Source organism: Actinopolymorpha alba DSM 45243, from assembly GCF_000373925.1.
GTDB classification, from domain to species: domain Bacteria; phylum Actinomycetota; class Actinomycetes; order Propionibacteriales; family Actinopolymorphaceae; genus Actinopolymorpha; species Actinopolymorpha alba.
In genome coordinates, this window is sequence record NZ_KB892777.1 from 1 (window position 1) to 24978 (window position 24978).

The 24978-nt window shown below is 68.3% G+C and carries 23 protein-coding genes; 13 read left to right on the forward strand and 10 right to left on the reverse strand.

Going from position 1 to position 24978, the window contains the following annotated elements:
- Positions 1 to 577 precede the first annotated feature (577 nt).
- The 3 genes from B141_RS0126125 to B141_RS0126135 form a co-directional block, all read right to left on the reverse strand.
- Positions 578 to 1276, reverse strand: coding sequence for a zf-HC2 domain-containing protein (locus tag B141_RS0126125; protein ID WP_020578143.1), 699 nt, complete (start codon positions 1274 to 1276; stop codon positions 578 to 580).
- On the reverse strand, positions 1273 to 1863 hold the full coding sequence (locus B141_RS0126130; RefSeq protein ID WP_157181289.1) for a sigma-70 family RNA polymerase sigma factor: 591 nt from the start codon (positions 1861 to 1863) through the stop codon (positions 1273 to 1275). Before B141_RS0126130 ends, B141_RS0126125 begins: the two co-directional genes overlap by 4 nt.
- Positions 1864 to 1966: 103 nt before the next feature.
- Entirely contained in the window at positions 1967 to 2236 is a 270-nt protein-coding gene (locus B141_RS0126135) for a MoaD/ThiS family protein (protein WP_020578145.1), read from the reverse strand.
- A gap of 86 nt (positions 2237 to 2322) precedes the next feature.
- On the opposite strand from B141_RS0126135, the gene B141_RS0126140 reads away from it, so the two are divergent.
- Positions 2323 to 3099 (forward strand): winged helix-turn-helix transcriptional regulator, encoded by a 777-nt coding sequence (locus tag B141_RS0126140; protein WP_020578146.1) that lies wholly within the window; start codon positions 2323 to 2325, stop codon positions 3097 to 3099.
- Between the two features lie 110 nt (positions 3100 to 3209).
- Here B141_RS0126140 and B141_RS0126145 read toward each other — a convergent pair whose 3' ends face one another.
- Complete coding sequence (locus B141_RS0126145; RefSeq protein WP_020578147.1) at positions 3210 to 5150, reverse strand: bifunctional metallophosphatase/5'-nucleotidase; 1941 nt, start codon at positions 5148 to 5150, stop codon at positions 3210 to 3212.
- 110 nt (positions 5151 to 5260) lie between these two features.
- Between B141_RS0126145 and mshD the strand changes: the two genes are divergently transcribed.
- The 8 genes from mshD to pstB all read left to right on the forward strand — a co-directional run bounded on the left by mshD (position 5261) and on the right by pstB (position 14880).
- Entirely contained in the window at positions 5261 to 6313 is a 1053-nt protein-coding gene (gene mshD / locus B141_RS0126150) for a mycothiol synthase (protein WP_020578148.1), read from the forward strand.
- Between the two features lie 181 nt (positions 6314 to 6494).
- On the forward strand, positions 6495 to 8615 hold the full coding sequence (locus B141_RS0126155; protein ID WP_020578149.1) for an RNA degradosome polyphosphate kinase: 2121 nt from the start codon (positions 6495 to 6497) through the stop codon (positions 8613 to 8615).
- A gap of 21 nt (positions 8616 to 8636) precedes the next feature.
- On the forward strand, positions 8637 to 9593 hold the full coding sequence (locus tag B141_RS42815) for a CHAD domain-containing protein (RefSeq protein WP_020578150.1): 957 nt from the start codon (positions 8637 to 8639) through the stop codon (positions 9591 to 9593).
- 4 nt (positions 9594 to 9597) lie between these two features.
- The gene (locus B141_RS42820; protein ID WP_020578151.1) at positions 9598 to 10509 is read left to right on the forward strand and encodes an NUDIX hydrolase; all 912 of its coding nucleotides are present in this window, start codon (positions 9598 to 9600) and stop codon (positions 10507 to 10509) included.
- Between the two features lie 336 nt (positions 10510 to 10845).
- Positions 10846 to 12003 carry a phosphate ABC transporter substrate-binding protein PstS gene (pstS, locus tag B141_RS0126170; protein ID WP_020578152.1) on the forward strand — a complete coding sequence of 386 codons (1158 nt, stop codon included), beginning with the start codon at positions 10846 to 10848 and terminating at the stop codon, positions 12001 to 12003.
- A 9-nt stretch (positions 12004 to 12012) separates the two neighbouring features.
- On the forward strand, positions 12013 to 13002 hold the full coding sequence (gene pstC / locus B141_RS0126175) for a phosphate ABC transporter permease subunit PstC (protein WP_020578153.1): 990 nt from the start codon (positions 12013 to 12015) through the stop codon (positions 13000 to 13002).
- Positions 13003 to 13158: 156 nt separating this feature from the next.
- Complete coding sequence (gene pstA / locus B141_RS0126180) at positions 13159 to 14076, forward strand: phosphate ABC transporter permease PstA (protein ID WP_020578154.1); 918 nt, start codon at positions 13159 to 13161, stop codon at positions 14074 to 14076.
- A 27-nt stretch (positions 14077 to 14103) separates the two neighbouring features.
- Positions 14104 to 14880: a phosphate ABC transporter ATP-binding protein PstB gene (pstB, locus tag B141_RS0126185; RefSeq protein ID WP_020578155.1), complete on the forward strand. Its 777-nt coding sequence runs from the start codon at positions 14104 to 14106 to the stop codon at positions 14878 to 14880.
- A gap of 245 nt (positions 14881 to 15125) precedes the next feature.
- Here pstB and B141_RS0126190 read toward each other — a convergent pair whose 3' ends face one another.
- The 4 genes from B141_RS0126190 to B141_RS42825 form a co-directional block, all read right to left on the reverse strand.
- The gene (locus B141_RS0126190) at positions 15126 to 16121 is read right to left on the reverse strand and encodes an inorganic phosphate transporter (protein ID WP_020578156.1); all 996 of its coding nucleotides are present in this window, start codon (positions 16119 to 16121) and stop codon (positions 15126 to 15128) included.
- Positions 16122 to 16167: 46 nt separating this feature from the next.
- Positions 16168 to 16785, reverse strand: coding sequence for a DUF47 domain-containing protein (locus tag B141_RS0126195; RefSeq protein ID WP_020578157.1), 618 nt, complete (start codon positions 16783 to 16785; stop codon positions 16168 to 16170).
- 160 nt (positions 16786 to 16945) lie between these two features.
- On the reverse strand, positions 16946 to 17254 hold the full coding sequence (locus B141_RS0126200; protein WP_020578158.1) for a DUF202 domain-containing protein: 309 nt from the start codon (positions 17252 to 17254) through the stop codon (positions 16946 to 16948).
- Between the two features lie 69 nt (positions 17255 to 17323).
- A complete protein-coding gene (locus B141_RS42825; RefSeq protein WP_020578159.1) occupies positions 17324 to 17761 on the reverse strand; it encodes a YidH family protein in 438 nt (145 codons plus the stop codon).
- A gap of 143 nt (positions 17762 to 17904) precedes the next feature.
- Here B141_RS42825 and B141_RS0126210 point away from each other — a divergent pair, with 143 nt between their 5' ends.
- From B141_RS0126210 to B141_RS0126220, 3 genes are all read left to right on the forward strand, one after another.
- On the forward strand, positions 17905 to 19239 hold the full coding sequence (locus tag B141_RS0126210; RefSeq protein ID WP_020578160.1) for a C1 family peptidase: 1335 nt from the start codon (positions 17905 to 17907) through the stop codon (positions 19237 to 19239).
- Positions 19240 to 19849: 610 nt separating this feature from the next.
- A complete protein-coding gene (locus tag B141_RS0126215) occupies positions 19850 to 20422 on the forward strand; it encodes a type IV toxin-antitoxin system AbiEi family antitoxin domain-containing protein (protein WP_020578161.1) in 573 nt (190 codons plus the stop codon).
- The gene (locus tag B141_RS0126220; RefSeq protein WP_020578162.1) at positions 20419 to 21339 is read left to right on the forward strand and encodes a nucleotidyl transferase AbiEii/AbiGii toxin family protein; all 921 of its coding nucleotides are present in this window, start codon (positions 20419 to 20421) and stop codon (positions 21337 to 21339) included. Before B141_RS0126215 ends, B141_RS0126220 begins: the two co-directional genes overlap by 4 nt.
- A 39-nt stretch (positions 21340 to 21378) precedes the next feature.
- Here B141_RS0126220 and mtnA read toward each other — a convergent pair whose 3' ends face one another.
- Together mtnA and B141_RS42830 are read right to left on the reverse strand one after the other, a co-directional pair.
- Positions 21379 to 22383 (reverse strand): S-methyl-5-thioribose-1-phosphate isomerase, encoded by a 1005-nt coding sequence (gene mtnA / locus B141_RS0126225; protein ID WP_020578163.1) that lies wholly within the window; start codon positions 22381 to 22383, stop codon positions 21379 to 21381.
- Positions 22384 to 22449: 66 nt separating this feature from the next.
- Positions 22450 to 23439: a phosphotransferase family protein gene (locus B141_RS42830; protein WP_157181290.1), complete on the reverse strand. Its 990-nt coding sequence runs from the start codon at positions 23437 to 23439 to the stop codon at positions 22450 to 22452.
- Between the two features lie 153 nt (positions 23440 to 23592).
- Here B141_RS42830 and B141_RS0126235 point away from each other — a divergent pair, with 153 nt between their 5' ends.
- Positions 23593 to 24897 carry a sensor histidine kinase gene (locus tag B141_RS0126235; RefSeq protein WP_020578165.1) on the forward strand — a complete coding sequence of 435 codons (1305 nt, stop codon included), beginning with the start codon at positions 23593 to 23595 and terminating at the stop codon, positions 24895 to 24897.
- The last annotated feature ends 81 nt before the right edge of the window (positions 24898 to 24978 follow it).

Genomic DNA, 24978 nt, shown 5'->3' on the forward strand with positions numbered 1-24978 from the left:
ACCGTCCGCGCGATACGCCTCATAGAAAGACGACAGGTCCGCCTCGCCGACCAGCGACACAATCTCCCACGCCACATGGTCATCGGGCAGCCATTCCCGCATGTCCGAGGAGATCGAAAACAATTCCCCATCACTGTGGTCAACGTCCACAAAAACCATAAACAGACTATGCCCGAAGATCAACCCGAAGTAAATCAGGATCGGACGAAAGAAACCCGCGAAACCCGAACCAGGAAATGCTTCCGCACCCCAATCGGCGAACCCAAGACACCGCCGTCAATCGTCCTCCGACCGCAGCTCCCGGCCGACAAGCCGACGGAACACGCCGGCCCAACATCCTTGACAGCCCGCAACCCCCAGTTCCGCGACAGGCTCCATAGCACCCCAAAGTCTTCACAATCCGAGATGGCCTGGCCATCACGAGGCTGCCGGAGGGTTCACCAGACTCCTACGCCTGGCGAACCCACCACCAGGCTGGCGCCAACCCCGAGTTGTCATAGGTATCTCGGTCTCTTAGCCGAGATACCTATGACAACCTGGCAAGCTCAGCGGCCCGCAGCAGGAATCCTCGGACCTCTCAGGAGCCCTCAAGCCGCACCAGCGGTTTCTCTCCGGGCGCGAAGATCTCCACCCTCGCCACCTGGTCGGTGGCCACCGCCACACCGCCGCTCCAGCGCACACCCCGGGCGTACGCCACCCGCCAACTCCCGCCGTCCCACCTGCGCCCGGACCGGTCGTAGACCACGAGGGAACACACGTCGCCCTGCTTCACGCCGCGCACGACGATGTCGACCTTGGTGCCCCAGGCGAGCGGACTCATGATCACGGTCGCGTTCACCTTCGTCGCCGGGTCGACGACCGACCACTGCACCGGCACGCCCGTCAGCCGGGGTGTGGGGGCGGGGGTGGCCTGCACGACCGGCTCGCGCGGAGGGAGCCAGCGGCCGGCGGCCCAGCCCGTGCCCCCGACGGCTACCGCCACCAGGGCCGCCGCGACCAGGGCGTTTCGCCAGTGCCGGCGGCGTTCCCGGGCGCGCTCCTGCCGGACCCTCGCCAGCAGGTGATGGAGTCCGGTCTCGCTCGGGCTCGGGAGGCCGTGCGAGACCTCGTCCGGGTTGAGGGCGGAAAGCAGCGCGGGTACGCCGGCGATGTCGTCGTACGCCGCCCGGCATCCGGCGCAGCCGGCGAGGTGATCGCGAACATCCGCCGCTTCGGACTCCTCCAGCGCCCTCAGGACGTAGGCGCCCAGCGCCGCGCGAACCTCCGCGCAGGTCATAGCGCCACCTCCGGTGTTACTCCGCGTTCCTCCAGGAGGAGCTTGAGCTGTCGCAATGCGTAATATGTCCGACTTTTGACGGTCCCTGGAGGAACCCCGAGGTTGGCGGCGGCTTCGGCGACCGAATGGCCGCGGTAGTAGACCTCCACCAGGACCTGCCGATGGTGCGGCGAGAGCTCCGCCAGCACGTCCATGACCTCCCATGCCAGCATCGCCCGGTCGAGCTCCTCCTCGCCGACGGGGAGCGAGCCGAGCGCGTCCTCGCCGACCTCGGGTGGGCGGGAGCGGCGGGCGCGTTCGCCGTCGACCACGATGTGCCGGGCGACCGTCGCAAGCCAGGTCCGGAGCGAGCCGCGTTCGGGATCGAGCGACTCAGGGTGCCGCCAGGCACGGAACAACGTCTCCTGTACGACGTCTTCGGCGCGTTGACGGTCGCCACGAACGAGCCGGAGAACGTACCCGAACAACGCGCCCGCGTGCTCGGCGTACAACGCTCTGACCAGCTCCTCGTCAGCGGTCGCCCTGCGCGACCCAGCAGACCCCACACTCTCCTCACGGTCGGCAGGGCCGTGGGGTTCAAGCGGCACGCCCCGACCTTAGAGGATCTTGCCCTGACCCGGTATGAGAACGAACGCGAGTTCTAGGCCCAGTCCACCGTTCAGACCTGGCGTTGGAGCCACGAAGCCTGACTCAGCCCCCGGCAAAGGGCGGAAGCACCTCGATCCGGGCACCCTCATCGAGCCGGATCGAGGCGTGGTCGCGGGCACCGACCGGATCACCGTCGATGAGGTACGAACACCGTCCGAGCACCTGCGCGAAGCTCGGGCGCTCGGCGTGCCGAGCCCGGGCGGCGTTCAGGGCGTCGGCGAGCGTGCCGGCGGACAGCTGCTCCTCGGCCAGGCCGGCAGCCTCCTTGGCAGCGGCCCAATAGCGGAGTGTGACGATTACAGAGCGGGACACGTGGGCTATCCTGCCTGCAACCGGCGGACCTGGGCGACAATGTCGTCATCGGGATCCAGGTCCCCAACGACCCAGGGAGACGTCCGGTGAGCACACTCCTATTGCTCACGAACGCCCTTCAGCCGTCGGCCGAGATCGTTCCAGCTCTTGGTCTCCTGGCGCACCACGTCCGGGTCGCCCCGGCCGAAGCGAGTGCGCTCCTCGACGTGGGTCCGGCTGACGCGGTGCTCGTAGATGCCCGCTCCGACCTGGTGCAGGCCCGCAGCCTCACCCGGGTAATCCGCACGACCGGTATCGACGCTCCACTCCTTATCGTCGTCACCGAGGGCGGGCTCGCCGCCGTCAACGCCGACTGGGGCATGGACGACGTGATCGTCCACACCGCGGGGCCCGCCGAGGTCGACGCGCGCCTTCGGGTCGCGATCGGGCGGCTGGCGTTGAAGTCCGCCGAAGAAGACCGGCCGCACGTCATCCGGCGCGGCGACCTGGTCATCGACGAGGACACCTACACCTCGCGGCTCGGCGGTCGGACTCTCGACCTCACGTTCAAGGAGTTCGAACTACTGAAGTTCCTGGCGCAGCACCCGGGCCGGGTGTTCACCCGCCAGCAACTGCTGCAGGAGGTGTGGGGGTACGACTACTTCGGTGGCACCCGCACCGTGGACGTGCATGTCCGCCGCCTGCGCGCCAAGCTCGGCCCGGAGTACGAATCGCTGATCGGGACCGTCCGCAACGTCGGCTACCGCTTCGTGGCCCAGCACACCCCGGCCGAGGTGTCGGAGGTCGCGGACGAGCACGGCACGACGACCCCGCGCGTCCCCGACGACGCGCGGCTCCTCACCTCCGACTCCTCGGAGAAGTGACCGGATTCGGACAGAATTCTGTGACATAGATCTGGGCGGTGAGGGAGATCCTTCCCCTCACCGCCCAGATTCTTACTCTGCGTGTCTCGTGAGCCGCCAGCGGCTCAGCCTCAGCTGATCGACTTGATCCGGCCCTCGCCGCCCTCGGGGTAGTCCGCGGCGATCACCTTCCCGGAGAGCCCTTCGGTGAGGTAGTCCTCCAGTGCCTTCTGGTACGTCGTACCGACCGGCGTGAAGTCCAACCCCTTCAACGGGTAAGCGTCTCCGCCCCGGGCCGAGAAGTCGTTCGTCGCCACCGAGATCGCGGGACCGTCGACCACCTGGCCGTTCTCGACCACCACCGTGCCGTCGTCGAGGACGATGTTCTGTACCCGGGCGCCCGGCGTGATGATCTCGCCGGTGGTCTCGTTGACGACCTGCGCCTGCTTGGTCACGTCGTACGTGAACGACAGGCCGGACACCTGCGTGAACGCGCCCGCGGCGGAGGGCGTCGCAGCGATTCCGCGTTCGAGGAGTTGGCGCAGCGTCTCACGCGGGACCTGTGGCACGACGACGACGAAGTTGGAGAACGGTGCCACGTCATAGGTGTCGAGCACCGTCACCTTGCCCGCCGGGATGACCGCGTCGTTGCGGATGCCGCCGCCGTTCTGGATCCCGACGACCGGTGCGGGCACGCCGTACTCCGCCGCCTTCTGAGCACCGGCCCAGCGCAGCGCGTCCGCGAGGAGGTTGCCGAGGTTCGTCTCGCGGGAACGCACGTTGCCACGAACGCCGTCCAGACTGACTTCGCTCTGGGCGACCACCGCTCCGGCGAGCGACGCGACGTGCGCCGCGACCGGCTCCTCGACGTTCTTACGCGTCCACGAGTCCTTGGTCACCGCGTCGGCGCCCGCACCGGAAACGCGGACCGGCTTGCTCTGCTCGTCGTCCGCGCTCAGCAGGCGGCCCCGCCGATCGAAGCGGAGCACCAGCTGGCCGACGTACTTGTAGTTGCCCGTCGTCGTGGCCACCGGGACCTTCTGCCCGTCGGCGTCCGTGGCCCAGAGGGGGTAACCGCGCTCGGCCTTGTCACCCGGAACCAACGGAACCCCCGGGTCGGCGAGGATCTCACCGCCACCGGCGCCCAGGACCGCGTCGACGTTGCGCAGGCGCGGGACGAGCGCCAACTCGTTGTCGATGTCCTGCAGGTGGCTCACCAGGATGATCTTGTTGATGCCCTTCTTGGTGAGCTGGGCCGCCTCAGCGTTGGCGATGCCGGCGAGGTCGTCGAGCACCTTGACGCCGCGCGGGCTGGAAACGGTGGGGAGTTCGGGAGTGGTGAGACCGATGACGCCGATCTGCTCGCCCGTCTCCGACACCACGGTCGACGAGCGGATGATCTTCTTGTCGGCGTACGCCTTGAGCTTGGGCTCGCCACTCACGTCGAGGTTGGCGGAGACGAACGGCAGGGAGCCGCCGAAGCCCGCGATGAAGTCGGCGTAGACGTCCGGGCCGAAGTCGAACTCGTGGTTGCCGATCCCGGAGGCGTCCAGACCCAACCGCTTGATGGCGAGCGCGTCGTAGAAGGGAATGCCACGCTCGAGGCTCGCCGAGAACTCCGGACCGGCCAGGTAGTTGTCACCGCCGGAGAGCGAGAGTACGCCGCGCTTGCCGCCCCAGAAGGTGGACCCGTCGGTCACCGCGGTCCCCTTCGTCGACGGCGAGGGGCGACCCACGAGGGCCTGGAACCGCAGCCGGTCCCACAGGGCCGCGTAGCGCGCCGCGCCGCCGTATGCCTTCACCTCGTCAGGCTCGATGGTGCCGTTGCCGTTGGTGTCACCGTCGACTCCGAGCAGCTGCGACTCGTCGTCGTTCGTGTGGAGGACCGTGAGGGTGAAGTCGACCCTTTGGTCCGCGCTGGTGGAGGCACCGGCGGATGTCGAGCCCAGCCCGACGAAGCCGGCTCCGGCCGCCGCCGCGGCCACGATCGCAAGCCCCTTGCGCAGCCCGGATGGCTGCGGTGTTCGTCGCTGTCGGGCCTGACGGCCGTTCGACGATCCCCTCCGCGACATGCATGCTCCTTGATGAGTGAGGTGATTCGTGGTCTCACGTAGCCGGACGCAGGTGGGACGGGAGCGACCGTCACACCGGGTTCGGGTGAAACCCCCCGTACGGTACTGGTGTGAGCAGCGCGCGGGATTCCGTCCGGGTCACAGATGAGCTCTCCTCGGAGGAGCGGACCGCCGTCGAGCGCCTCGTCGCGGCGGCGGCCACGATCGACGGCGTACGCGCGCTGGATGAGCAGGCAACCCTGCGACTGCGCTCACCAGGTCCCGCGCGCCATCTGCTGGCCGAGCCGGCCGGGCCGCCGGTTGGGGCTGGGGCTGGGGCTGGGGCTGGGGCTGGGGCTGGGGCTGGGGCTGGGGCTGGGGCTGGGGGCATCGTGGGGTACGCGCGACTGGACCCGGCCAGCGGCAGCGGCTCCGGAGCCGAGGACGGTTCGGGCGACGTGGTGGTCCATCCCGACCATCGCGGTCACGGCGTGGGTCGCGCCCTCGTCGACCGCCTTCTCCTCGAAGCCGGCGCCACCGCTGGCACTGGCGCGCACCCTGGGGCGGATCCGGTCCGGGTCTGGGCACACGGCCCGCATCCGGCGGCCGCCCGACTCGCCGCGGCGACCGGCTTCGTGCCGGTGCGCGAGCTTTGGTGGATGCGGCGTTCGCTGACCGGCCCGGACGCCACACCCCTACCCGACGTCGCGGCGCCCGAGGGCACCTCGATCCGTACCTTCCAGCCCGGCCGCGACGAGGACGCCTGGCTTTCCGCCAACGCGGCGGCGTTCGCGTCGCACCCCGAGCAGGGCCGCTGGACCAGGGCCGATCTCGACCAGCGGCTGGCCGCGCGGTGGTTCGATCCGGCGGGGTTCTTCGTCGCCGACCGCGCCGGTGAGTTGGTCGGGTTCCACTGGACGAAGGTGCATGAGGGTGAGGTACGCGGAGGCGGCCGTGGCCCGGTCGGCGAGATCTACGTCCTCGGCGTCGTCCCGTCGGCCCAGGGTGGCGGGCTGGCGAAGGCGCTCGCGGTAGCGGGCCTGCGATATCTGCGTGACCGTGGACTCGACGCGGTGATGCTGTACGTCGAAGCTGACAACGGTGCCGCGGTCAGGTTGTACGAGAAGCTGGGGTTCGCGCACGCGGCCAGCGACGTGATGTACCGCCATCCCGGCACCACCTGACCCGGTCGCCACGGGCGTGTCCCGTAAATCACGCTTTGCCGGTGGAGGCCAGCGCCCTCAATGATCACGTCCGCCGGGTCCGGCCAGCGATCCGTCTGACGTTCAGATGCCCGATCCCGTCCAGAGGGCCATCAGGTGGTACCGCACGTTAACGTCGCGGTGTCACGATGGCTGTGTGAGCATGCAGCTGGGACAAGACGAGATCACCGAGTACGACGTCGAACCCCCGTACGACGTGACAGAGGGGGACCTTCCCGACGACAGGTTCCTCGACCGCGAGCTGTCCTGGCTCAGCTTCAACACCCGCGTCCTCGAACTCGCCGAGGATCCCAATATCCCGCTGCTCGAACGCGTGCGGTTCCTCGCGATCTTCGCCAACAACCTTGATGAGTTCTTCATGGTGCGGGTCGCTGGCCTGAAGCGCCGGATGGCGGCCGGTGTGGCGGTCCGGGCGGCGTCCGGAATGCTCCCCCGTGAGCAGCTCGAGGCGATCTGGGCGCGTACCCGCGAGCTCATGACCCGGCACGCCGACTGCTTCCACAACCTGGTGCACCCAAGGCTCGCCAAGGAGAACATCGAGATCCTGCGGTGGGCCGACCTGAGCCCGGACGCACAGGGCCGGATGCACGACCTGTTTAGCAGCCGTGTCTTCCCGGTCCTCACCCCGCTCGCGGTCGACCCGGCGCACCCGTTCCCGTACATCTCCGGGCTCTCCCTCAACCTCGCGGTGGTCGTCCGCAATCCGCAGACGACGGGCGAGCACTTCGCGAGGGTGAAGGTGCCGCAGATCCTGCCGAGGTTCGTGCCGGTCGACGAGCAGCGGTTCGTCCCCCTCGAGGACGTGATCGCCGCCCACCTCGACCAGCTGTTCCCCGGCATGGAGATCCTCCAGCACCACACGTTCCGGGTCACCCGCAACGAGGATCTCGAGGTCGAGGAGGACGACGCCGAGAACCTCCTGCAGGCAATCGAACGTGAGCTGATGCGGCGGCGGTTCGGCCCGCCGGTACGCCTGGAGGTCGAGGCGTCCATCGACCCGCATGTTTTGGACCTGCTGATCTCCGAACTCGGGGTCAGCGAGGAGGAGGTGTGCCGGCTCACCGGACCACTGGACCTGTCGGGACTGTCCGCGATCGCCGACCTCGACCGGGCCGACCTGAAGTACCCCGCCTTCGTCCCCGCCACCCACCGCGACCTTGCCGAGGTGGAGAGCGCCCATCCGCCGGACGTCTTCGCGGCCATCCGGCAGCACGAGGTCCTGCTCCACCATCCGTACGACTCGTTCTCCACCAGCGTGCAGCGGTTCATCGAGCAGGCCGCCGCCGATCCGCAGGTGCTCGCGATCAAGCAGACCCTCTACCGCACGAACGAGGAGTCGCCGATCGTCGATGCGCTCATCGACGCCGCCGAGGCCGGCAAGCAGGTGCTGGTCGTCGTCGAGATCAAGGCGCGCTTCGACGAAGAGGCCAACATCCGCTGGGCGCGCAAACTGGAGCAGTCCGGCTGCCACGTCGTGTACGGCATCATCGGCCTGAAGACCCACTGCAAGCTCGCCCTCGTCGTCCGCGACGAGGCGGACGGCCTGCGTCGCTACGCCCACATCGGCACCGGCAACTACAACCCCAAGACGGCCCGGTTGTACGAAGACCTGGGCCTGCTGAGCTCCGACCCGGTGCTGGCCGCCGACCTGAGCGCGTTGTTCAACACGCTGTCGGGATACGCACGGACCACGGAGTACGACCGACTCCTGGTCGCGCCACGCTCGGTCCGGGCGGGGCTCATCGAACGCATCAGGCGCGAGGTCGAGCACCATCGCGCCGGGCGGCCGGCGCGGATCAGGTTCAAGGTCAACTCGCTGGTCGACGAGGCGGTCGTCGACGCGCTCTACAACGCGTCGCGGGCGGGCGTCCCGATCGACCTGTGGATCCGGGGAATCTGCGCGCTCAAGCCTGGGGTGCCGGGCCTTTCGGAGACGATCCGGGTCCGCAGCATCCTGGGTCGCTTCCTGGAGCACTCGCGGATCTTCTGGTTCGCCGGTGGCGGGGAGCCCGAACTCTGGACCGGCTCCGCTGACCTCATGCACCGCAACCTCGACCGCCGGGTCGAGGCCCTGGCCAGGATCGTGCAGAAGGACCACATCGAGGAGCTGACGAACCTCCTCGACCTGGCGTTTGACGAGGGTACGGCGGTCTGGCACCTCGATGCCTCCGCGACCTGGACCCGCCACCATCTCGATCCCGACGGAGAGTCGCTGCGGGACCTGCAGGAGTACCTCATCGCGACCAAGCTCCGGCGCCGTTAGTCCCCGGTCCGGAGGACGCGCATGAGCGAGCGCAGCGAGCGAATCATCAAGCACAGCGCCCTCCCATCGCCGCCCCCGCTCAGCCCGAAGGCGCCGGCCCGACTGGCGATCCAGGCTCATCTCCTGACCCAGGTGGAGGCGCTGCGGCGGCAGGAGCCGCGGGTGCGGATCGACGCGGAGGATTCCGTACACCAGTTCAGGGTCGCGGCGCGGCGGCTCCGCAGCGGTCTCCGCACCTTCCGGCCGCTGCTCGAACGCGCCTGGGCTGACCAGCTGCGCTCTGAGCTGGGCTGGCTGGCCCGAAGCTTCGCGCCCGCCCGGGACACCGAGGTCCTCCTCGAACGTCTGCTCGCCCGCGCCGACCACCTACCCGAGGAAGAGGAGGAAGGGGCGACCGCGCGGGTGCGTGCCCTGCTGGACGCCACGCTCGGGGGTGAGCTTGTCGAAGCCCGCGCCGCCGGGGTGGGGGTTCTCGACAGCGACCGCTACCGCGCCCTGCTCGACCGGCTCCTCGCCGCGGCCTGCGATCCCGCGACGACCGAGGCCGCTGATCGTCCCTGCCGGAAGGCCCTTCCCCCACTCGCGCGGCGGGCCTGGCGCCGCCTCGACCAGGCCGTTGTGGGCCTCGATCCCGGGGTGTCCGATCCCGCCTGGCATCAGGCCCGGATCACGGCGAAGCGCGCCCGCTACACCGCGGATGCCTGCGCACCCGCACTGGGCAAGCCGGCCAAGAGGTTCGCGAAGGAGCTCTCCCGGGTGACCGACGTCCTCGGTGAACACCAGGACGCCATGGTGGCCGCGGCCACCCTGACCCGGTTGGCCACCGCGGAGGGCGTCCCTGCGACAACGGCGTACTGGCTGGGCATGCTGCACGAACAGGAGCGGACCGCCGCCGCCACGGCCCGCGCCACCTTCGCGACGGTCTGGCACGACGTCCGGCGACCGGACCTCCGGCGCTGGCTCACGAAAGGAACCTGAGCGCATGGCCCAGCCGGCGTCGTCGACCGCACCCCGCCGCGTGGTCGAGGCCGCGGGCGCGGTGGTCTGGAGAACGTCCACGCACGACCAGGCCGAGGTGCTGTTGGTCCACCGGCCGAAGTACGACGACTGGTCGTTCCCCAAGGGCAAGCTCCTGCCGGGTGAGCAGGCTCCCGCCGCGGCTGTCCGGGAGGTGGAGGAGGAGACGGGGGTACGCATCCGTCTGTGTCCGCCCCTCCCAGCCGTGCGGTATCCCCTCACGGGTGGTGCGGACAAGGTCGTGAGGTACTGGTCGGCGGTCCCGGCGGACCCCGACGCCGAGTTCGCTTTCACGCCCAACCACGAGGTCGACCAGTGCGGGTGGTTCCGGTTGGGCGAGGCGGTGCGCTACCTGACCCATCCGCGGGACCGCTCGCTGCTCACCCGGCTGGTGCCCGGATCCACGAGGGCGTTCATCCTGCTCCGGCACGCCAGCGCGGTCGCGCGGACTGACTGGCAGGAGCCGGACGCCGCCCGGCCGCTCGACGACGCCGGCGTCCTCCAGTCCGAACGCCTGGGCGACACGCTCGCGGCGTACGCCATCCGCCGGGTGGTCTCGTCGCCAGCGCGGCGCGGCGTCGACACCGTCCGGCCCTACGCCGCCTCCCAGGGTCTCGACATCGAGACCGAACCAGCCTTCGAGGAGGAGGCCGATCCGGTGGTGGTCCGCGAGCACACCAGGCACCTGCTGGATTCGGCGGAGGCGACCGTGTTGTGTACGCACCGCCCGACGCTTCCGGCCATCTTCGAGGCGTTGAGCGTCACGCCGGTGACCCTCCGGCCGGGTGAGTTGGTCGTCCTCCACCTGAGCGACCGAGTGCCCGTCGCGGTGGAACGGCAGCCAAGCGGCGAGGCGGGGTCGGGCGACACGCCCTAGGTTGCTCGGAATGATCACGTATACGTGGTCATTGCATGCCTTGCATGGTGCCGATGCCATGTGAGGCGGGTACTCGCCACGTATACGTGATCATTCCGGCGGACCGGTGGCGTCCCGCTCCGATCCGGGTGTCTACGCGCCGGACATGTCGCTCTCTGTGATGACATACTGCGGTGACCGCACCACGAATCGTGACAGAACGCCCCTGTTAACGTGACGTCCGCCACGGCGTTGCGCGCCCTTTCTAGTTTCGCCGAATGACGTTCACCCTTCGTTCATGCGAGCCCGTACGCCGCGTCACTTGTCCTGCTTACCTTCCGAAGTGACCTCACATCCATGGACCCGAAGGGCAAGGACAAGAACGTGAACCACAACCGGTTCGCTGCGATCGCGGTGGCCGCTCTGGGCGGTGCGCTGATGCTCGCCAGCTGTGGGAGCGATCCCACTCCAGGTGGCCCCGACAAGGGAACGTCCTCGGCGGAGCCCACGAAGAGTGGTGCGGCCTGCCCGTCCGGCACCCTCAACGCGGAAGGCTCCTCGGCGCAGAAGAACGCGATCGAAGAGGCGATCACCGCCTACCAGGAGCAGTGCCCCGACGTCACCATCAACTACAACCCGACTGGTTCGGGTGCGGGGATCAAGCAGTTCAACGCGGGACAGGTCGACTTCGCCGGCTCCGACTCGGCGCTCAAGACCGAGCCCAAGGACGGCGTGATCGAGGCCGACGCGGCCAAGACCCGCTGCGCCAACAACCCCGCGTGGGACATCCCCATGGTGGTGGGCCCGATCGCCGTCTCCTACAACGTCGCCGGCGTGGACGGGCTGGTCCTGAACGCCCAGGTCGCCGCCAACATCTTCAACGGCACGATCAAGACTTGGAACGCCCCCGAGATCGCCAAGCTCAACCCGGGCGTGAAGCTCCCGAGCAGCAAGATCGCGGTCTTCTACCGGTCTGACGAGTCGGGTACGACGGAGAACTTCACGAAGTACCTCCAGGCCGCCTCCGGTGGCGCGTGGAAGAAGGAGCCCGCCAAGACCTGGACCGGCACCGGCTCCGGCAAGGAGAAGTCCGCCGGTGTCGCCGAGGGTGTGAAGGCGACCGCCAACTCGATCACCTACGTCGAGTGGTCGTACGCCCGTGACAACAACCTCGCCATCGCGAAGATCGACACCGGCTCGGGTACGCCCGTCGAGCTGACCGGTGAGTCCGCCGGCAAGGCGGTCGCCGCGGCGAAGGCGGACGGCACGGGCAACGACCTGCGCCTCAAGCTCGACTACACCACCAAGGAACCGGGCGCCTACCCGATCATCCTCGTCACCTACGAGATCGTCTGCTCCAAGGGTCTCGACCCGGCCAAGACCGAACTCGTGAAGAGCTTCCTCACCAGCTTCGCGAGCTCTGAGAGCCAGTCCTCGCTCGAGCAGATCGGCTACGCGCCGCTGCCTGAGGAGGTTCGCACCAAGGTCGACGCCGCGATCAAGGCGATCAGCTAACATCCGCCGATGGCTGTGACCAACGAACGTCAACAGCTCCTTGACCGTCGGCCCCAAGGTCTCGACCTGGGGCCGACGGGCCGGGGTGGTGACCGGCTCTTTGGCGGCCTCGCCAAAGGGTCGGGCATTGCTGTCATCGCCCTCGTCGTCTTCGTCGGCGGGTTTCTCCTCTGGCTCGCCGTACCCGCCCTAAGGGCCAACCAGGCAAGCTTCCTCTTCTCCCGCGAGTGGATGCCGGGCATCCAGCCGCCGCGGTTCGGGATCGTCGACCTGCTGTGGACCACGGTCCTGGTGTCGGGGTTCGCGCTGCTTCTCGCGGTTCCGGTCGCCGTCGGCGTCGCGTTGTTCCTGACGCACTACGCGCCCCGCCGGGTGGCGGGGCCGGTGACGTACGTCGTCGACCTGCTGGCCGCCGTACCCTCGATCATCTTCGGCATCTGGGGCATCAAGGAGCTCGCTCCCAAGCTGGCCCCGCTGTCGTCCTTCCTCTCCGGAAACCTCGGTGGCTTCCCCCTGCTCCGGCCGGGGATCGCCGACAACGGCACGGTCTTCGTCGCCGGGGTGGTCCTCGCGATCATGATCCTGCCGATCGTCACGGCGTTCACCCGGGAGGTCTTCGCGCAGGCTCCGAGGGAGCACAAGGAGGCCGCCCTGGCGCTGGGCGCCACGAAGTGGGAGATGATCCGCCTCACGGTCCTGCCGTACGGCCGGTCCGGAATGGTGAGCGCCGCGATGCTGGGCCTCGGCCGGGCGCTCGGCGAAACGATCGCGATCATGATCATCCTGTCGAAGCCGAGCCCTGATTCGCCGTTCAACCCGAGTCTGTTCGCTGGGGGCGAGACCTTCGCCAGCAAGATCGCCAACAACGCCGCGGAGTTCGACTCGCCCACCAAGACGGGTGCCTACATCGCGGCCGGCCTGGTGTTGTTCGTCCTCACCTTCGTCGTGAACGCGATCGCCCGCCTCATCCTCCAGCACAGCGAAAGGAAGCACGCGTGAGCGAGCGCAGCGAGCGAACCATCAAACGCAGCGCCGTAAATGCCTCATGCGCGCCCGGAGCGAAGCGAGGACGGGCATGAGCGAGCGCAGCGAGCGAACAATTCAACGCAGCGCCAAATGTGCCTCATGCGCGCCCGGAGCGAAGCGAGGACGGGCATGAGCGAGAGTAGCCTGGCGACGCCGGGCACCTCCTTCGACGCCGACCTGACGGGTGGGCGGTCGAAGGCGCGCGGCGCCAAGAACATCCTCGCCGCCGTGCTGGTGTCCGCCTGCTTCGCGATCGCCCTCATCCCGCTCGCCTGGATCCTCTGGACGGTGGCGTCCAAGGGCCTCCACCTGCTACTCGACATCAACTGGTGGCAACAGTCCCAGCGCGGCATCACCTCCCGCACTGACGGTGGTGGCGCCTACCACGCGCTCGTCGGTTCCCTCATCACCGCCCTGGCGTGCGCCGCGATCTCGGTGCCGATCGGCGTCCTGGGCGCGGTCTACCTGGTGGAGTACGGCCGCAAGGGGCGGCTCGCCCGGGCCGTGAGCTTCATGGTCGACATCATGACCGGTATCCCGTCCATCGTCGCCGCGTTGTTCGTCTACGCGCTGTGGGTGACGATCTTCGGGTTCGAGCGGGTCGCGTTCGCGGTCTCGCTCTCGCTGGTCCTGCTCATGGTGCCGGCGGTCCTCCGGGTCACCGAGGAGGTCCTGCGGCTCGTCCCGAACGAGCTTCGCGAAGCGTCGTACGCACTCGGCGTGCCGCGGTGGAAGACCATCCTGAAGATCGTGATCCCGACCGCGTTCAGCGGCATCGTCACCGGTGTCATGCTGGGCCTGGCCCGGATCATGGGCGAGACGGCGCCCCTGCTCATCCTGGGGCCCTACACCAAGAGCATCAACTTCAACCCGTTCAGCGGCAACATGGCGGCCCTGCCGACCATGATCAACCAGGACCGTACGGAGTCTCTGCAGCCGGCCGTGGATCGCACCTGGGCGGCCGCCCTCACGCTCGTGCTGCTGGTACTCCTCCTCAACATCGTGGCCCGGGCCATCGCCCGGTTCAGCGCGGTGCGGGATCGATAAGGCAAGGAAGCAGGGGGAATCAGCCTCATGGCCAAACGCATCGACGTCTCCGACCTCGACATCTACTACGGGGCGTTCAAGGCGGTCGAAGGCGTCAACATGACCGTGGAGCCGCGCAGCGTCACGGCGTTCATCGGACCCTCCGGCTGCGGCAAGTCCACGATGCTGCGGACTCTCAACCGCATGCACGAGGTCGTGCCGGGCGCCCGGGTCGAGGGCAAGGTCCTGCTTGACGACCAGGATCTCTACGGACCGGACGTCGACCCGGTGGCGGTGCGCCGGGTGGTCGGCATGGTCTTCCAGCGGCCCAACCCGTTCCCGACCATGTCGATCTACGACAACGTGGCCTCGGGGCTCAAGCTGAACGGCGTACGCAACAAGGCCACCCTGGACGCCGCGGTCGAACGCTCACTCAAGGGCGCGAACCTCTGGAAGGAAGTCCAGGACCGCCTCAACCGGCCCGGCGGCTCGCTGTCGGGTGGTCAGCAGCAGCGCCTCTGCATCGCCCGCGCGATCGCCGTGGAGCCGCAGGTGCTTTTGATGGACGAGCCGTGCTCCGCGCTCGACCCGATCTCGACCCTCGCGATCGAGGATCTGGTGGCGCAGCTCAAGGAGAAGTACACGATCGTCATCGTCACCCACAACATGCAGCAGGCGGCCCGGGTCTCCGACAACACCGCGTTCTTCAACCTCGCGGGTCAGGGCAAGCCCGGGAAGCTGATCGAGATGGACAGCACCCAGAGGATCTTCTCCAACCCCTCGGAGAAGGCAACCGAGGCCTACATCACCGGCCGCTTCGGCTGATCGCTGACCCGCGCTGGAGCGGGGCCCGACTCGGGGTATCCGATCGAGCTTCGCCGTAGCGCGGGCAGCTCGTTCGCCGGGTGATCGCCGCCGCTCATCTCAAAGATCCGGGCCGGTTGGGTGTACGCGATGTGAGACAGCCGGGACCCCGCGCGGCAAGTCGTCTCCCCGCAAGGCAAGAGCGCCAGCACGAGAGCTGCCGTACCCCGCCGCCAAACGCCGCGGGGTCAACGGGACGGCCAGGCCTACGGAAGGAAGAGCCGGGCTCCGGTGTAGACGCCCGCGGCCACCATGGCCGCCATCGGGATGGTGAGGAGCCAGGCGGTCAGGATGTTGCCCGCGACGCCCCACCGCACCGCCGACAGCCGTTGGGTCGCGCCGACGCCCATGATCGCCGAGCTGATGGTGTGGGTCGTCGACACCGGCGCGTGCAGGCCGATCGCCATCACGTAGAGCACACCGGACGCGGTGATCTCCGCCGCGACGCCGCGCGCGGGGTCGAGCTTGATGACCCGGCGGCCGAGTGTCCGCATGATCCGCCAGCCACCGGAGTAGGTGCCGAGCGCGATCGCACCCGCCGCCGCGAGCTTGACCCACAGGGGTACGTCCGACCCGGTGTGGAGGCCGGCGGTGACCAGCGCGAGCACGATGACACCCATGGTCTTCTGGGCGTCCTGCAGACCGTGACCGAACGCCATCGCGGCGGCCGAGACGGACTGGCCGGCCCGGAAGCCACGGTTGGCCTTGCTGGGGCTCACCTTCCGGAAGATCCAGAGCAGCGCGACCATCACGAGATACGCCAGACAGAACCCGAGCAACGGCGAGAGGATCATCGGAACGACGACCTTCTCGAGGATCGTCGACCAGTGCACCGAGACCGACGCGGCCAGACCGGCGCCGATGAGGCCACCGATGAGGGCATGCGAGGACGACGACGGCAGACCCAGCCACCAGGTGATCAGGTTCCAGCTGATCGCGCCGATCAGACCCGAGAGTACGACGGTCATGCCGTGCGCGTCCTCGGTCGGCGTGATGATGCCGCTCCCGATCGTGCTCGCGACACCCTCGGAGATGAGGGCACCGGCGAGGTTCATCACGGCGGCGAGAAGGAGCGCGGTGCGCGGCGTGAGTGCGCGGGTCGACACCGAGGTGGCGATGGCGTTCGCCGCGTCGTGGAAGCCGTTGGTGTAGTCGAAGACCAGGGCGATCACGACGACCGCGCCTACGAGTGCGAGCTCCATCTAGTCCCCTACGCTGCTGAGCCGGAGCCCGCGGTGACCGGCGTACTCACGACTCCTTGACCGCGATCTGCTCGACGATGTTGGCGACCTTCTCGAACGCGTCGACGGCGAGTTCGAGCTGCTCGATCACGTCTTTGAGCTTGACGACGGTCAGCGTGTCGTAGGCGCCGCTGAAGAGCTTGGCGACCATCTGCCGATGGATCTGGTCGCCGAGGTTCTCGAGTCGGTTGATCTCGATCCAGTACTCCTCGAGGTCGCGCATCGTGCGAAGGCGCGGCATGGCGTCGGCGGTCAGCTCCGCCGCCCGCTGGAGCACTTCGACCTGCTCCTCGACGCCTTCCGGCAGCTGTTCGAGGCCATAGAGGCTGATGGAGTCGACTGCGGCCTCCATGTAGTCCATGACGTCATCGAGGCCGGCGGCGAGGCGGTAGATGTCCTCGCGGTCGAATGGTGTGACGAAGGTGCTGTTGACGCGACGAATGATCTCGTGGGTCGCCTCGTCGGCGCGGTGCTCGGCGTCCTTCATCAACCGGGCCGTCTCGACCCGGTCGTTGTCGTCTGCCAGCAACTCCGCGAGCAACCGTGCGCCGTCCACAAGGATGCTTGCGGACTTGGCGAACAGATCGTAGAACGTCGTGTCTACCGGGGTGATTCGGAAGCGCACGGCGAACTCCTGTCGAAATCTTCCTGTCGGTGAACAGGCCAGAGCAATGCTAGGGGGTCAACAGCTCCGCTGGCACGTGGTGGGGTGGACCCGACAGGCGAAGCCCGTGGGGGCCGGATCCCACTCTCGTGCCGAACGACGCAGGTCACGCCAACCCTGCTCAGCGGTGGGTGACCACCGCCGCCAGGTCGAGTACCCCGACCACCACGGCCAGCGCGGCGGCACCGACAGTGAACCCTCCACGTGCGAGCAACGCGGCGGCGGGCCCTCCCTTAAGCCTCTGGTATGCACGACTGGTAACTATCCAAACAGGAAGCGTGACCGCAAGGAGGCCAATTCCGGCCACCGCGGCCCACTCTCCCGACGCCTCCGCGGACCGAACGAGCAAGGCGCCGTTGACGGCGAGGGCGAGGGCGGTACGACTCCAGGCCAGGGCCGTGCGCTCGAGTTGCGCCGCTTCGTCGTGCATACGTTCGCCCTGGTCGCCCCGTCCTGCCGAGGTGCCGCGTTTCCGACCCGGCCAGCCAGCCATCTGGTCCTACCCGAACACCACGAGGTAGACCGCGACGAGCGACACCACCAGCACCGCCGCCGCCAGGCCGAGCGGCATCAGGGTCGGCGGGAGCGGCGCCTCCCGGCGCATCGCTTTGACGTTTGCCCGCCACCGTGCGTACGCGCCCGCTGACGCCGCGATGCCGGCGACGGCGAGAACGACGCCGATCAGGCGGCGTACCCACTCATGGTGAACGGCGGTGAGGAACTGCATGGCCGCCACGCCCGCCGCTCCGAGGGCAAGGGCGGTACGCAGGTAGGCGAGGAAGGTGCGTTCGTTGGCCAGAGTGAAGCGGTAGTCGGGTTCGCGTGCGCTGGTGGGAGCCTCACCAGGGCCGGTCTTGCCCTGCGATCCGGTGACGCCCGTCGTATCCGTATCGCCCGTCCTGTCCGACTTGCCGGTCTCTGGTGTCACGCCGTCCATCCTCGCATTCGCCTTTGGTGCGGTTGTTCACGCTCCGTCGACCACCTGCCCTTCGGCGGAACGCGAGGTTAGAGTCCTGATCACTGGTTTCCGAGAGCGGCAGCGCAGCCGGCACCTTCTCACCCCAGGGGGGTTCCACCCACATGAATTCTGAGATCACTTCCTCAGATCTCGACCTTCTGCGTAAAGGGTTCACCGAAAACCCGGTCCATCGCCTTGTCCAGAACGCCGTCACGCAGACCTCGATCGACGATCTCGCCCTTGATCGGGAGATCGTCGTCCGCACCGACCACTCCGTCTCACATCTTCTGGACGACTGGAAGGCCACCAACCAGAAGAACAGCGGACGGTGTTGGTTGTTCGCGGGCCTCAACCTGCTCCGCGTGGGCGCGATGAAGGCGATGAACCTCAAGGCATTCGAGTTCTCCCAGAACCACCTGATGTTCTGGGACAAGTTCGAACGCGCCAACTACTTCCTCGAAGCCATCATCGACACCGCCGACCGGGACGGCGACGACCGTACCGTCGCCTTCCTCCTCGAAGGAGTCGCGAACGACGGCGGCCAGTGGAACATGTTCGCCGCACTGGTCAAGAAGCACGGGCTGGTGCCCAAGGCGGCCATGCCGGAAACGCAGAGTTCGTCCTCTACTGGGCGGATGAACGATGTATTGCGCCGGGCCCTTCGCCAGGGCGCCCGCGACCTGCGTGCGCTCGCGTCCGCGGGGACCGAGGCACAACGTCAACGCAAGCAGGAGATCCTGGAGATCGCGTACAGAATTCTCTGCATCCACCTCGGGACGCCACCAGAGACGTTCGTATGGCAGTGGACCGACAAAGATCGGGAGTTTCACCGCGACGGCGAACTCACCCCGCTGGAGTTCGCGGAGAAATACGTCACGATTCCACTCGACGACTACGTCTGCCTGGTGCACGATCCCCGGCCAAGTAGCCTGGCGGGGCGGACGTTCACCGTTGACCGGCTGGGCAACGTCGTGGGCGGCGCGCCCGTTGTCTACCTCAATGTGGATGTTCCCCTGATGAAGCGGCTTGCCATGGAAACGATCGTGGCGGGCGAGGCGGTGTGGTTCGGCTGCGACGTCGGCAAGATGATGCGCCGCGACATCGGTATCTGGGACGCGAAACTGTATGACCTCGAGCCGATCTACGGCGTGCCGTTCGACCTCGACAAGGCCGATCGCCTGACCTACCACGACACCGCGATGACGCACGCGATGCTCTTCACCGGCGTCGACGTGATGGACGGGCAGCCGCGCCGGTGGCGGGTGGAGAACAGCTGGGGCGACAAGGACGCCGACCAGGGCTTCTACACCATGAACGACTCGTGGTTCGACGAGTACGTCTTCGAGATCGCGGTGCGGCGCGACCTCCTGCCCGAGGAGTTGCGGAGCGCGCTCGACGCGGAGCCGATCGTGTTGCCTGCCTGGGATCCGATGGGGGCTCTGGCCCGGGCGCACTGAACGACCTCATGCTGCGGCGTCTCAGGATCCGGAGGGTGAGGCGTTGGTCGAGGCTCGCCGAGTTGTCATAGGTTTCTCGGTCTCTTAGCCGAGAAACCTATGACAACTTAGATCTGGGGCGGGCCATCTCAGGATCGTGGAAATTCCGGGGTGCTATAACCCCCTGGAGCTTCCACGGTCTTGCTGAAGTGCGGCGGATGTGAGACCCCCCGGGACGCCACGGCCATGGCGCAGGTACGTCGACTTCCTCACCGAGACACCTCCACCAAGCCGGCTCCCGCTCCCTTCACCAGGCCGTGACCTGTCGATGCGGGGGTATGGGGCTGGGCATTCGACGATTGTGAAGGATTTTGGTCACATAGCGACGAAAATCCTTCATCATTTTGGCTGGCGACCTCGGCCGCCGGGGTTGCCGTGAATCACGAGAGATCAGCTCCGCATAAAGCCTCTGACCGTCTCCCCAAAGCTGGACCTTTCGCCGACGGCCTCGGGCCTCTCGGGGTGTCGTGCTGGTGGCCGACCTCCTCCCAGAGAGCGGTGCTCGCGTACGAAAACCGCTACAGGTAGGGTTTGGGTGTAGCGGATTTCGTCCCGCAAGGGGGAGGCTACCGTGTCCGGCGATCTTCCTGACGTGCTGCGCGGTGACGACCGATCCGTCGTGTCGCGGCGACGCCTCGCTGCGCTGGTAGCTGACGGGGTCTACGAGAAGATCGCGCCCGGTGTGTACGCCCGGGCGGACGCGATCGATGACACGACCGCCGCACAGGCGTCGATCGCGCTTCGGCGTCCGGATGCGACGCTGTGCCTGCTCAGTGCGCTGAGCATCCATGACCTCACTGACGAGATCCCAACTGCCAGCCACATCGCACTGCCCCGTGGCGCGCACAAGCTCGCTGTCAGGTGGGAGTCGGTCGAGTGGCACTTCTTCGATCGGGAGACGTTCAGCATCGGGCGAGAGGAACGCTCGCTCCCTGGCGGCGTGCAGATCGGCCTGTACACCGCGGAGCGGACGATTATCGACGTCTTCCGCTTGCGCCACGCCTGGGGCAGCGATCTGGCCATCGAGGCACTGAAGCGGTGGGTGCGCAGGCGTGGGAGCAGCCCGGGTGCGCTCATGAACCTGGCAGCGAGCTTTCCCGCAGCGCGCCCCGCGCTGCAGAACGCACTGGAGGTACTCCTGTGAGCCCGAATCCACGGCGGGGCACGCCTGCGGGAGATGCGACGATCGCGCTGAAGAACCTCGCCCGCCGCGCCGGGCAGAGCGTGCAAGACCTCCAGACGCTCTATGTGCTCGAGGCCTTGCTGTCACGCATCTCGATCTCTGCCTACCGTGAGGACTTCGCGCTGAAGGGCGGAGTGCTCCTGGCGGCATTCTCACTGCGCCGCCCAACCCGTGACGCAGACCTACACGCTACGCGCCTGACAAACGACGTCGCCGAAGTCGAGGAGCGCTTCCGCCACATTGCCCAGCTCCACATCGACGACGGCGCCGTCTTCGATCCTGACTGCATCAGTGCGTCGACAATCCGCGACGACGGTGAGTACCCGGGGGTACGCGTCAAGCTGATCGGCCAGCTGGGAACGTCGCGTCTCCATGTCGGTATCGATGTGAACTTCGGCGACCCGATCTGGCCGGCACCTGAACCAATCGAGGTGCCGCGCATCGTTGACATCGGGTTGAAGCCGCTGACAATCCTCGGATACCCGCTGATCATGGTGCTCGCCGAGAAGATCGTGACGGCCATCGATCGCGGCGCGACGAACACTCGTTGGCGAGACTTTGCGGATGTCCGCTCGATCATTCGGCTGCACCAGGTCGAGGCCGACGCCCTTTCCAAGGCCATCAACGTCGTCGCGGACCATCGTGACGTCACGCTCGTGCCGCTTCGGGCGCGACTGGCGGAGATGCCCGAAAATACGCAGAGTAAGTGGACGGCATGGCGCACCCGCGTTGCGCGAGAGGACGAGCTGCCCGAAGCGCTCGTAGATGTACTCCACGAGGTGGCCGCGTTCGCCGATCCCGTCATCGACGGAGGTGCCGTAGGCCTCGCCTGGTCCTCGGAAGCCCGCGCCTGGCTCGCCGCGCCCGAGGCGTCCTGACCCGCCCGGCCTCTTAGGACCAAAGATCTCCGGCGCGGCCTACGACGCCCGCCAAACGCCCTGAGCGAAGACGTGTTCCTCGGTGACGATCGCCGTCACGAACTCGGCCGGTGTGATGTCGAACGCCGGGTTGTACGCGGCCGCGCCGTCCGGTGCGATCGCGCGTCCCGCGAGGTGGGTCACCTCATCGGCGGCGCGCTCCTCGACGACGATCGCGTCGCCGGCCGGCACGTCCGGATCGAGGGTGGACTCCGGTGCCACGACCACGAACGGCACCCGAGCGTGGTGGGCAGCGAGTGCCAGCGGAAAGGTGCCCACCTTGTTGGCGACGTCGCCATTGCGGGCGATGCGGTCCGCGCCGACGACCACGCAGTCGACCAGGCCCCGGGCGAGTGCGGTCGCCGCCGCCGAGTCTGGGCACAGGCGGTAGGGAATGCCCGCCTCCGCCAACTCGAACGCGGTCAACCGCGCCCCCTGCAACAGCGGCCTAGTCTCGTCCACGAGCACGGACTCGACGTGTCCCGCGAGCGCGAGATGTTTGACTGCCCCGAGCGCCGTACCCCACGCGACGGTGGCCAGGCGGCCGGTGTTGCAGTGGGTCAGGAACCGCAGCGGCCGGCGTTCACAAAGATCGAGGATCAGCTCGCCCGCCCGGGCGGACGCCTGCCGGTTGACGCGTTCGTCGTCGTCAAGGAGAGCTTGCGCGGACGCGAGGACGGCGTCTGGACCGTCGGGGAGGCTGGCCAGCGCCTGGCGTACACCCCAACCCAGGTTGACGGCGGTAGGTCGCGCGGCAGCGAGCCGCTCCGCCTCGGCACGCACGGTGTCGGGGTCGTCCGGGTGGGCCCGGGCAGCCAGCGCGACCCCGAGGGCGCCCGCCGCTCCAAGCGCCGGCGCGCCCCGCACGGCCAGCCGCTGGATCGCCCCGATCAACTCGTCGAGGATGTGCAGGCGAAGGGTCTGGAGCGTGTCGGGCAACGCGCACTGGTCGACGATCACGATCGCGTCGCCGTCCCAGTCGATGGTCCGCCGCATGCTGTCCATGGAGGACATTCAAGACCCAGATCCTCCCCCGCGTCTTCCGCCGGTTGGAGGAGCTTGCATGGTGGGTCAGGCCGTCGCCGCGGCCCAGAGGTCGCCCGGCCCGGCGTAGTCGCCCCGAACCGCCGCCGCTCCAAGCACCGAAACCCGCTCCGCCTGGGTCCGGGTGAGGTACGCCGCCGGAGACTTCCCGTGGACCCGTGCCAGCAGCAGCGCCCCGGTGTGGCGTACGACCAGACCCGGGTCGGTCACCAGCCCACCAGCCGTGGCGTACGCGGAGAGGAACGCCGCCCCGCACGCCTGCAGCCGCGGACCGGCCCCGACCACGTGGACGGCCTTCATCACCAGGTGATGGAGCAGGAACGCCACATCGAACACCGGGTTCCCCAGGTGCGCGACCTCGAAGTCCAGCACCCACAACCCACCGGCAGCACCGGCGCCGGACACGAGCACATTCTTCGGCGAGAAGTCTCCGTGGACCAGGCACACCTGGCGGGTCAGCAACTCGTCGAGGCAGGCGAGCACGGGTTCGGCGAGGTCGGGACGCCGGGCCGCCAGCGTGCGGTGGTAGGGATCCCCGCGCAGCTCCACGAACATCTCGAGGTCGCCCCACCCGGACAGCAACTCCGCGTCGCCCGCCGTCTTCGCGTGCCAGGTGGCAAGCACCCGTCCCAGTGCCTCGCCGGCAGCCACGTCCACCGTGGCGCGCAGCAGGACGGCACGCCACTCGTTCCACGCGTCCGGTGCCGCCACCATGGTGAGGACGAACGCCTCGGGGTCGTAGTCGACCAGCCGCGGGAGGAAATCCGGTGTGAGGTGGTTGAGGACGGCGAGCGCCTCGGCCTCGACCGTCGCGCGTTCGAGGCGGGCCGGCCATTCGTCGGCGACCTTGAGGTACGGCAGGGGCTGCTTGACGACGTACCTCTCCTCCCCCACGGTGACCAGGAACGTCGTACCGCTCACGCCGCCCGCCAACACGCGGGCGCGCACGTCGTCGGCCGATCCGGCCACTCCGCGCCGGCGCAGGTGGTCGACAACTGACGTCTCTGTGAGTCTCACGATGCGACCCGCCGATCCCGGCCCGAGCGCGCGGGCCGGCGTCGAAGCAGGGCCCGCGGCCTGGGCCGGACGGCAGGGTGGGGGAATCCCCACCCCCGAACCAGGAGGCCGCCGGATGGAAGCCGGAGTCCTCCCGCCCGTACTGTCCCTGACATGACGAGTACCGTCGCCACCGCCGCAGCCGCCAGGCGGGGCTTCTTCGGCCGCCTCGGGGCCCGTTCGGGGTACGTGCTGACGGAGCTGCCCATCGCCATCGCCCGCTTTGTCGTCCTGCTCCCGATGTTCCTGCTCGGCATCGCGACCGCCGTGACGGTGATCGGACTCCCCATCCTCGCGACGGCGCTGCGGGTCGCCAGAGGATTTGCCTACATCGACCGGATCCGGCTGTCGAACGCGCAGGGCTGGCCGGCCCGACGACCGGTGTATCGCGGCCGGCCGGGCAAGACGTGGTTCGGCCGGGCCATCGCACCCATCCGGCAGGGCCAGTGCTGGGCGGACTGGGGGCACGGCGTACTCGGGTTCATTCCCGCGCTGGTCGGTTTCGTCTTCACGGTGACCTGGTGGGCCGCGGCCCTCGGCGGGCTACTGACGTTCACCTGGCTGTGGGCGATACCCCGCGACCCCGGCGACCAGCAACTGGCAGGACTCCTCGGCCTCGGTGACAGCTACCAGGCGGAGCTAATCGTCCAGACAGCGGTTGGGGCGGTCTTCGCCCTCACCCTCCCCGCCGTGGTGAAGGCCACCGCCGGCCTCAACACCAGCCTCGCGCGGTTCATGCTCACCAGCGACCGGGTCACTGAGCTGCACGGCCAGGTGTCGGACCTGACCGAGAGCCGGGACGCTGCGGTCTCGGCGGAGGCCTCCGCGCTGCGCCGGCTGGAGCGGGACATCCATGACGGACCACAGCAGCGGTTGGTACGCCTCGCGATGGATCTGTCCTCCGCCCAGCGCCGGCTGACGAAGGACCCCAATGCCGTCCAACCCATGCTGGCCGAGGCGATCGCGCAGACCCGCGAGACCCTCGACGAACTCCGCGCCCTCTCCCGGGGTATCGCGCCGCCCATCCTTGCCGACCGGGGCCTGCGAGCCGCGCTCGCGGCGGTCGCCGGACGGTCCATGGTCCCGGTCGATCTGAACGTCGACATCGCGGACGGCGTACGCTTCCCGGCCGTGGTCGAGAACGCGGCATACTTCCTCGTCGCCGAGGCACTCACGAACGTCGCCAAGCACAGCGGTGCGACCCAGTGTTCGGTGGACGTCAGCCAGGAGACCCGAGGCGAGCAGACCCTGGCGCGGGTGATCGTCAGCGACAACGGCATCGGCGGCGCCCACACCGCCAAGGGGCACGGCCTGGCCGGGTTGGCGGATCGGGTACGCGCGACCGGTGGGCAGTTCGCGGTCTCGAGTCCGGTCGGCGGGCCGACCATCCTGATGGCGGAGCTGCCATGCGGATCGTGATCGCCGCAGTGTTGGCCCTGGGGACGACGCCCGGAACCCCCGCTATGCCCACCCGGGGGACGACCCCCGAAACCCCCGCGG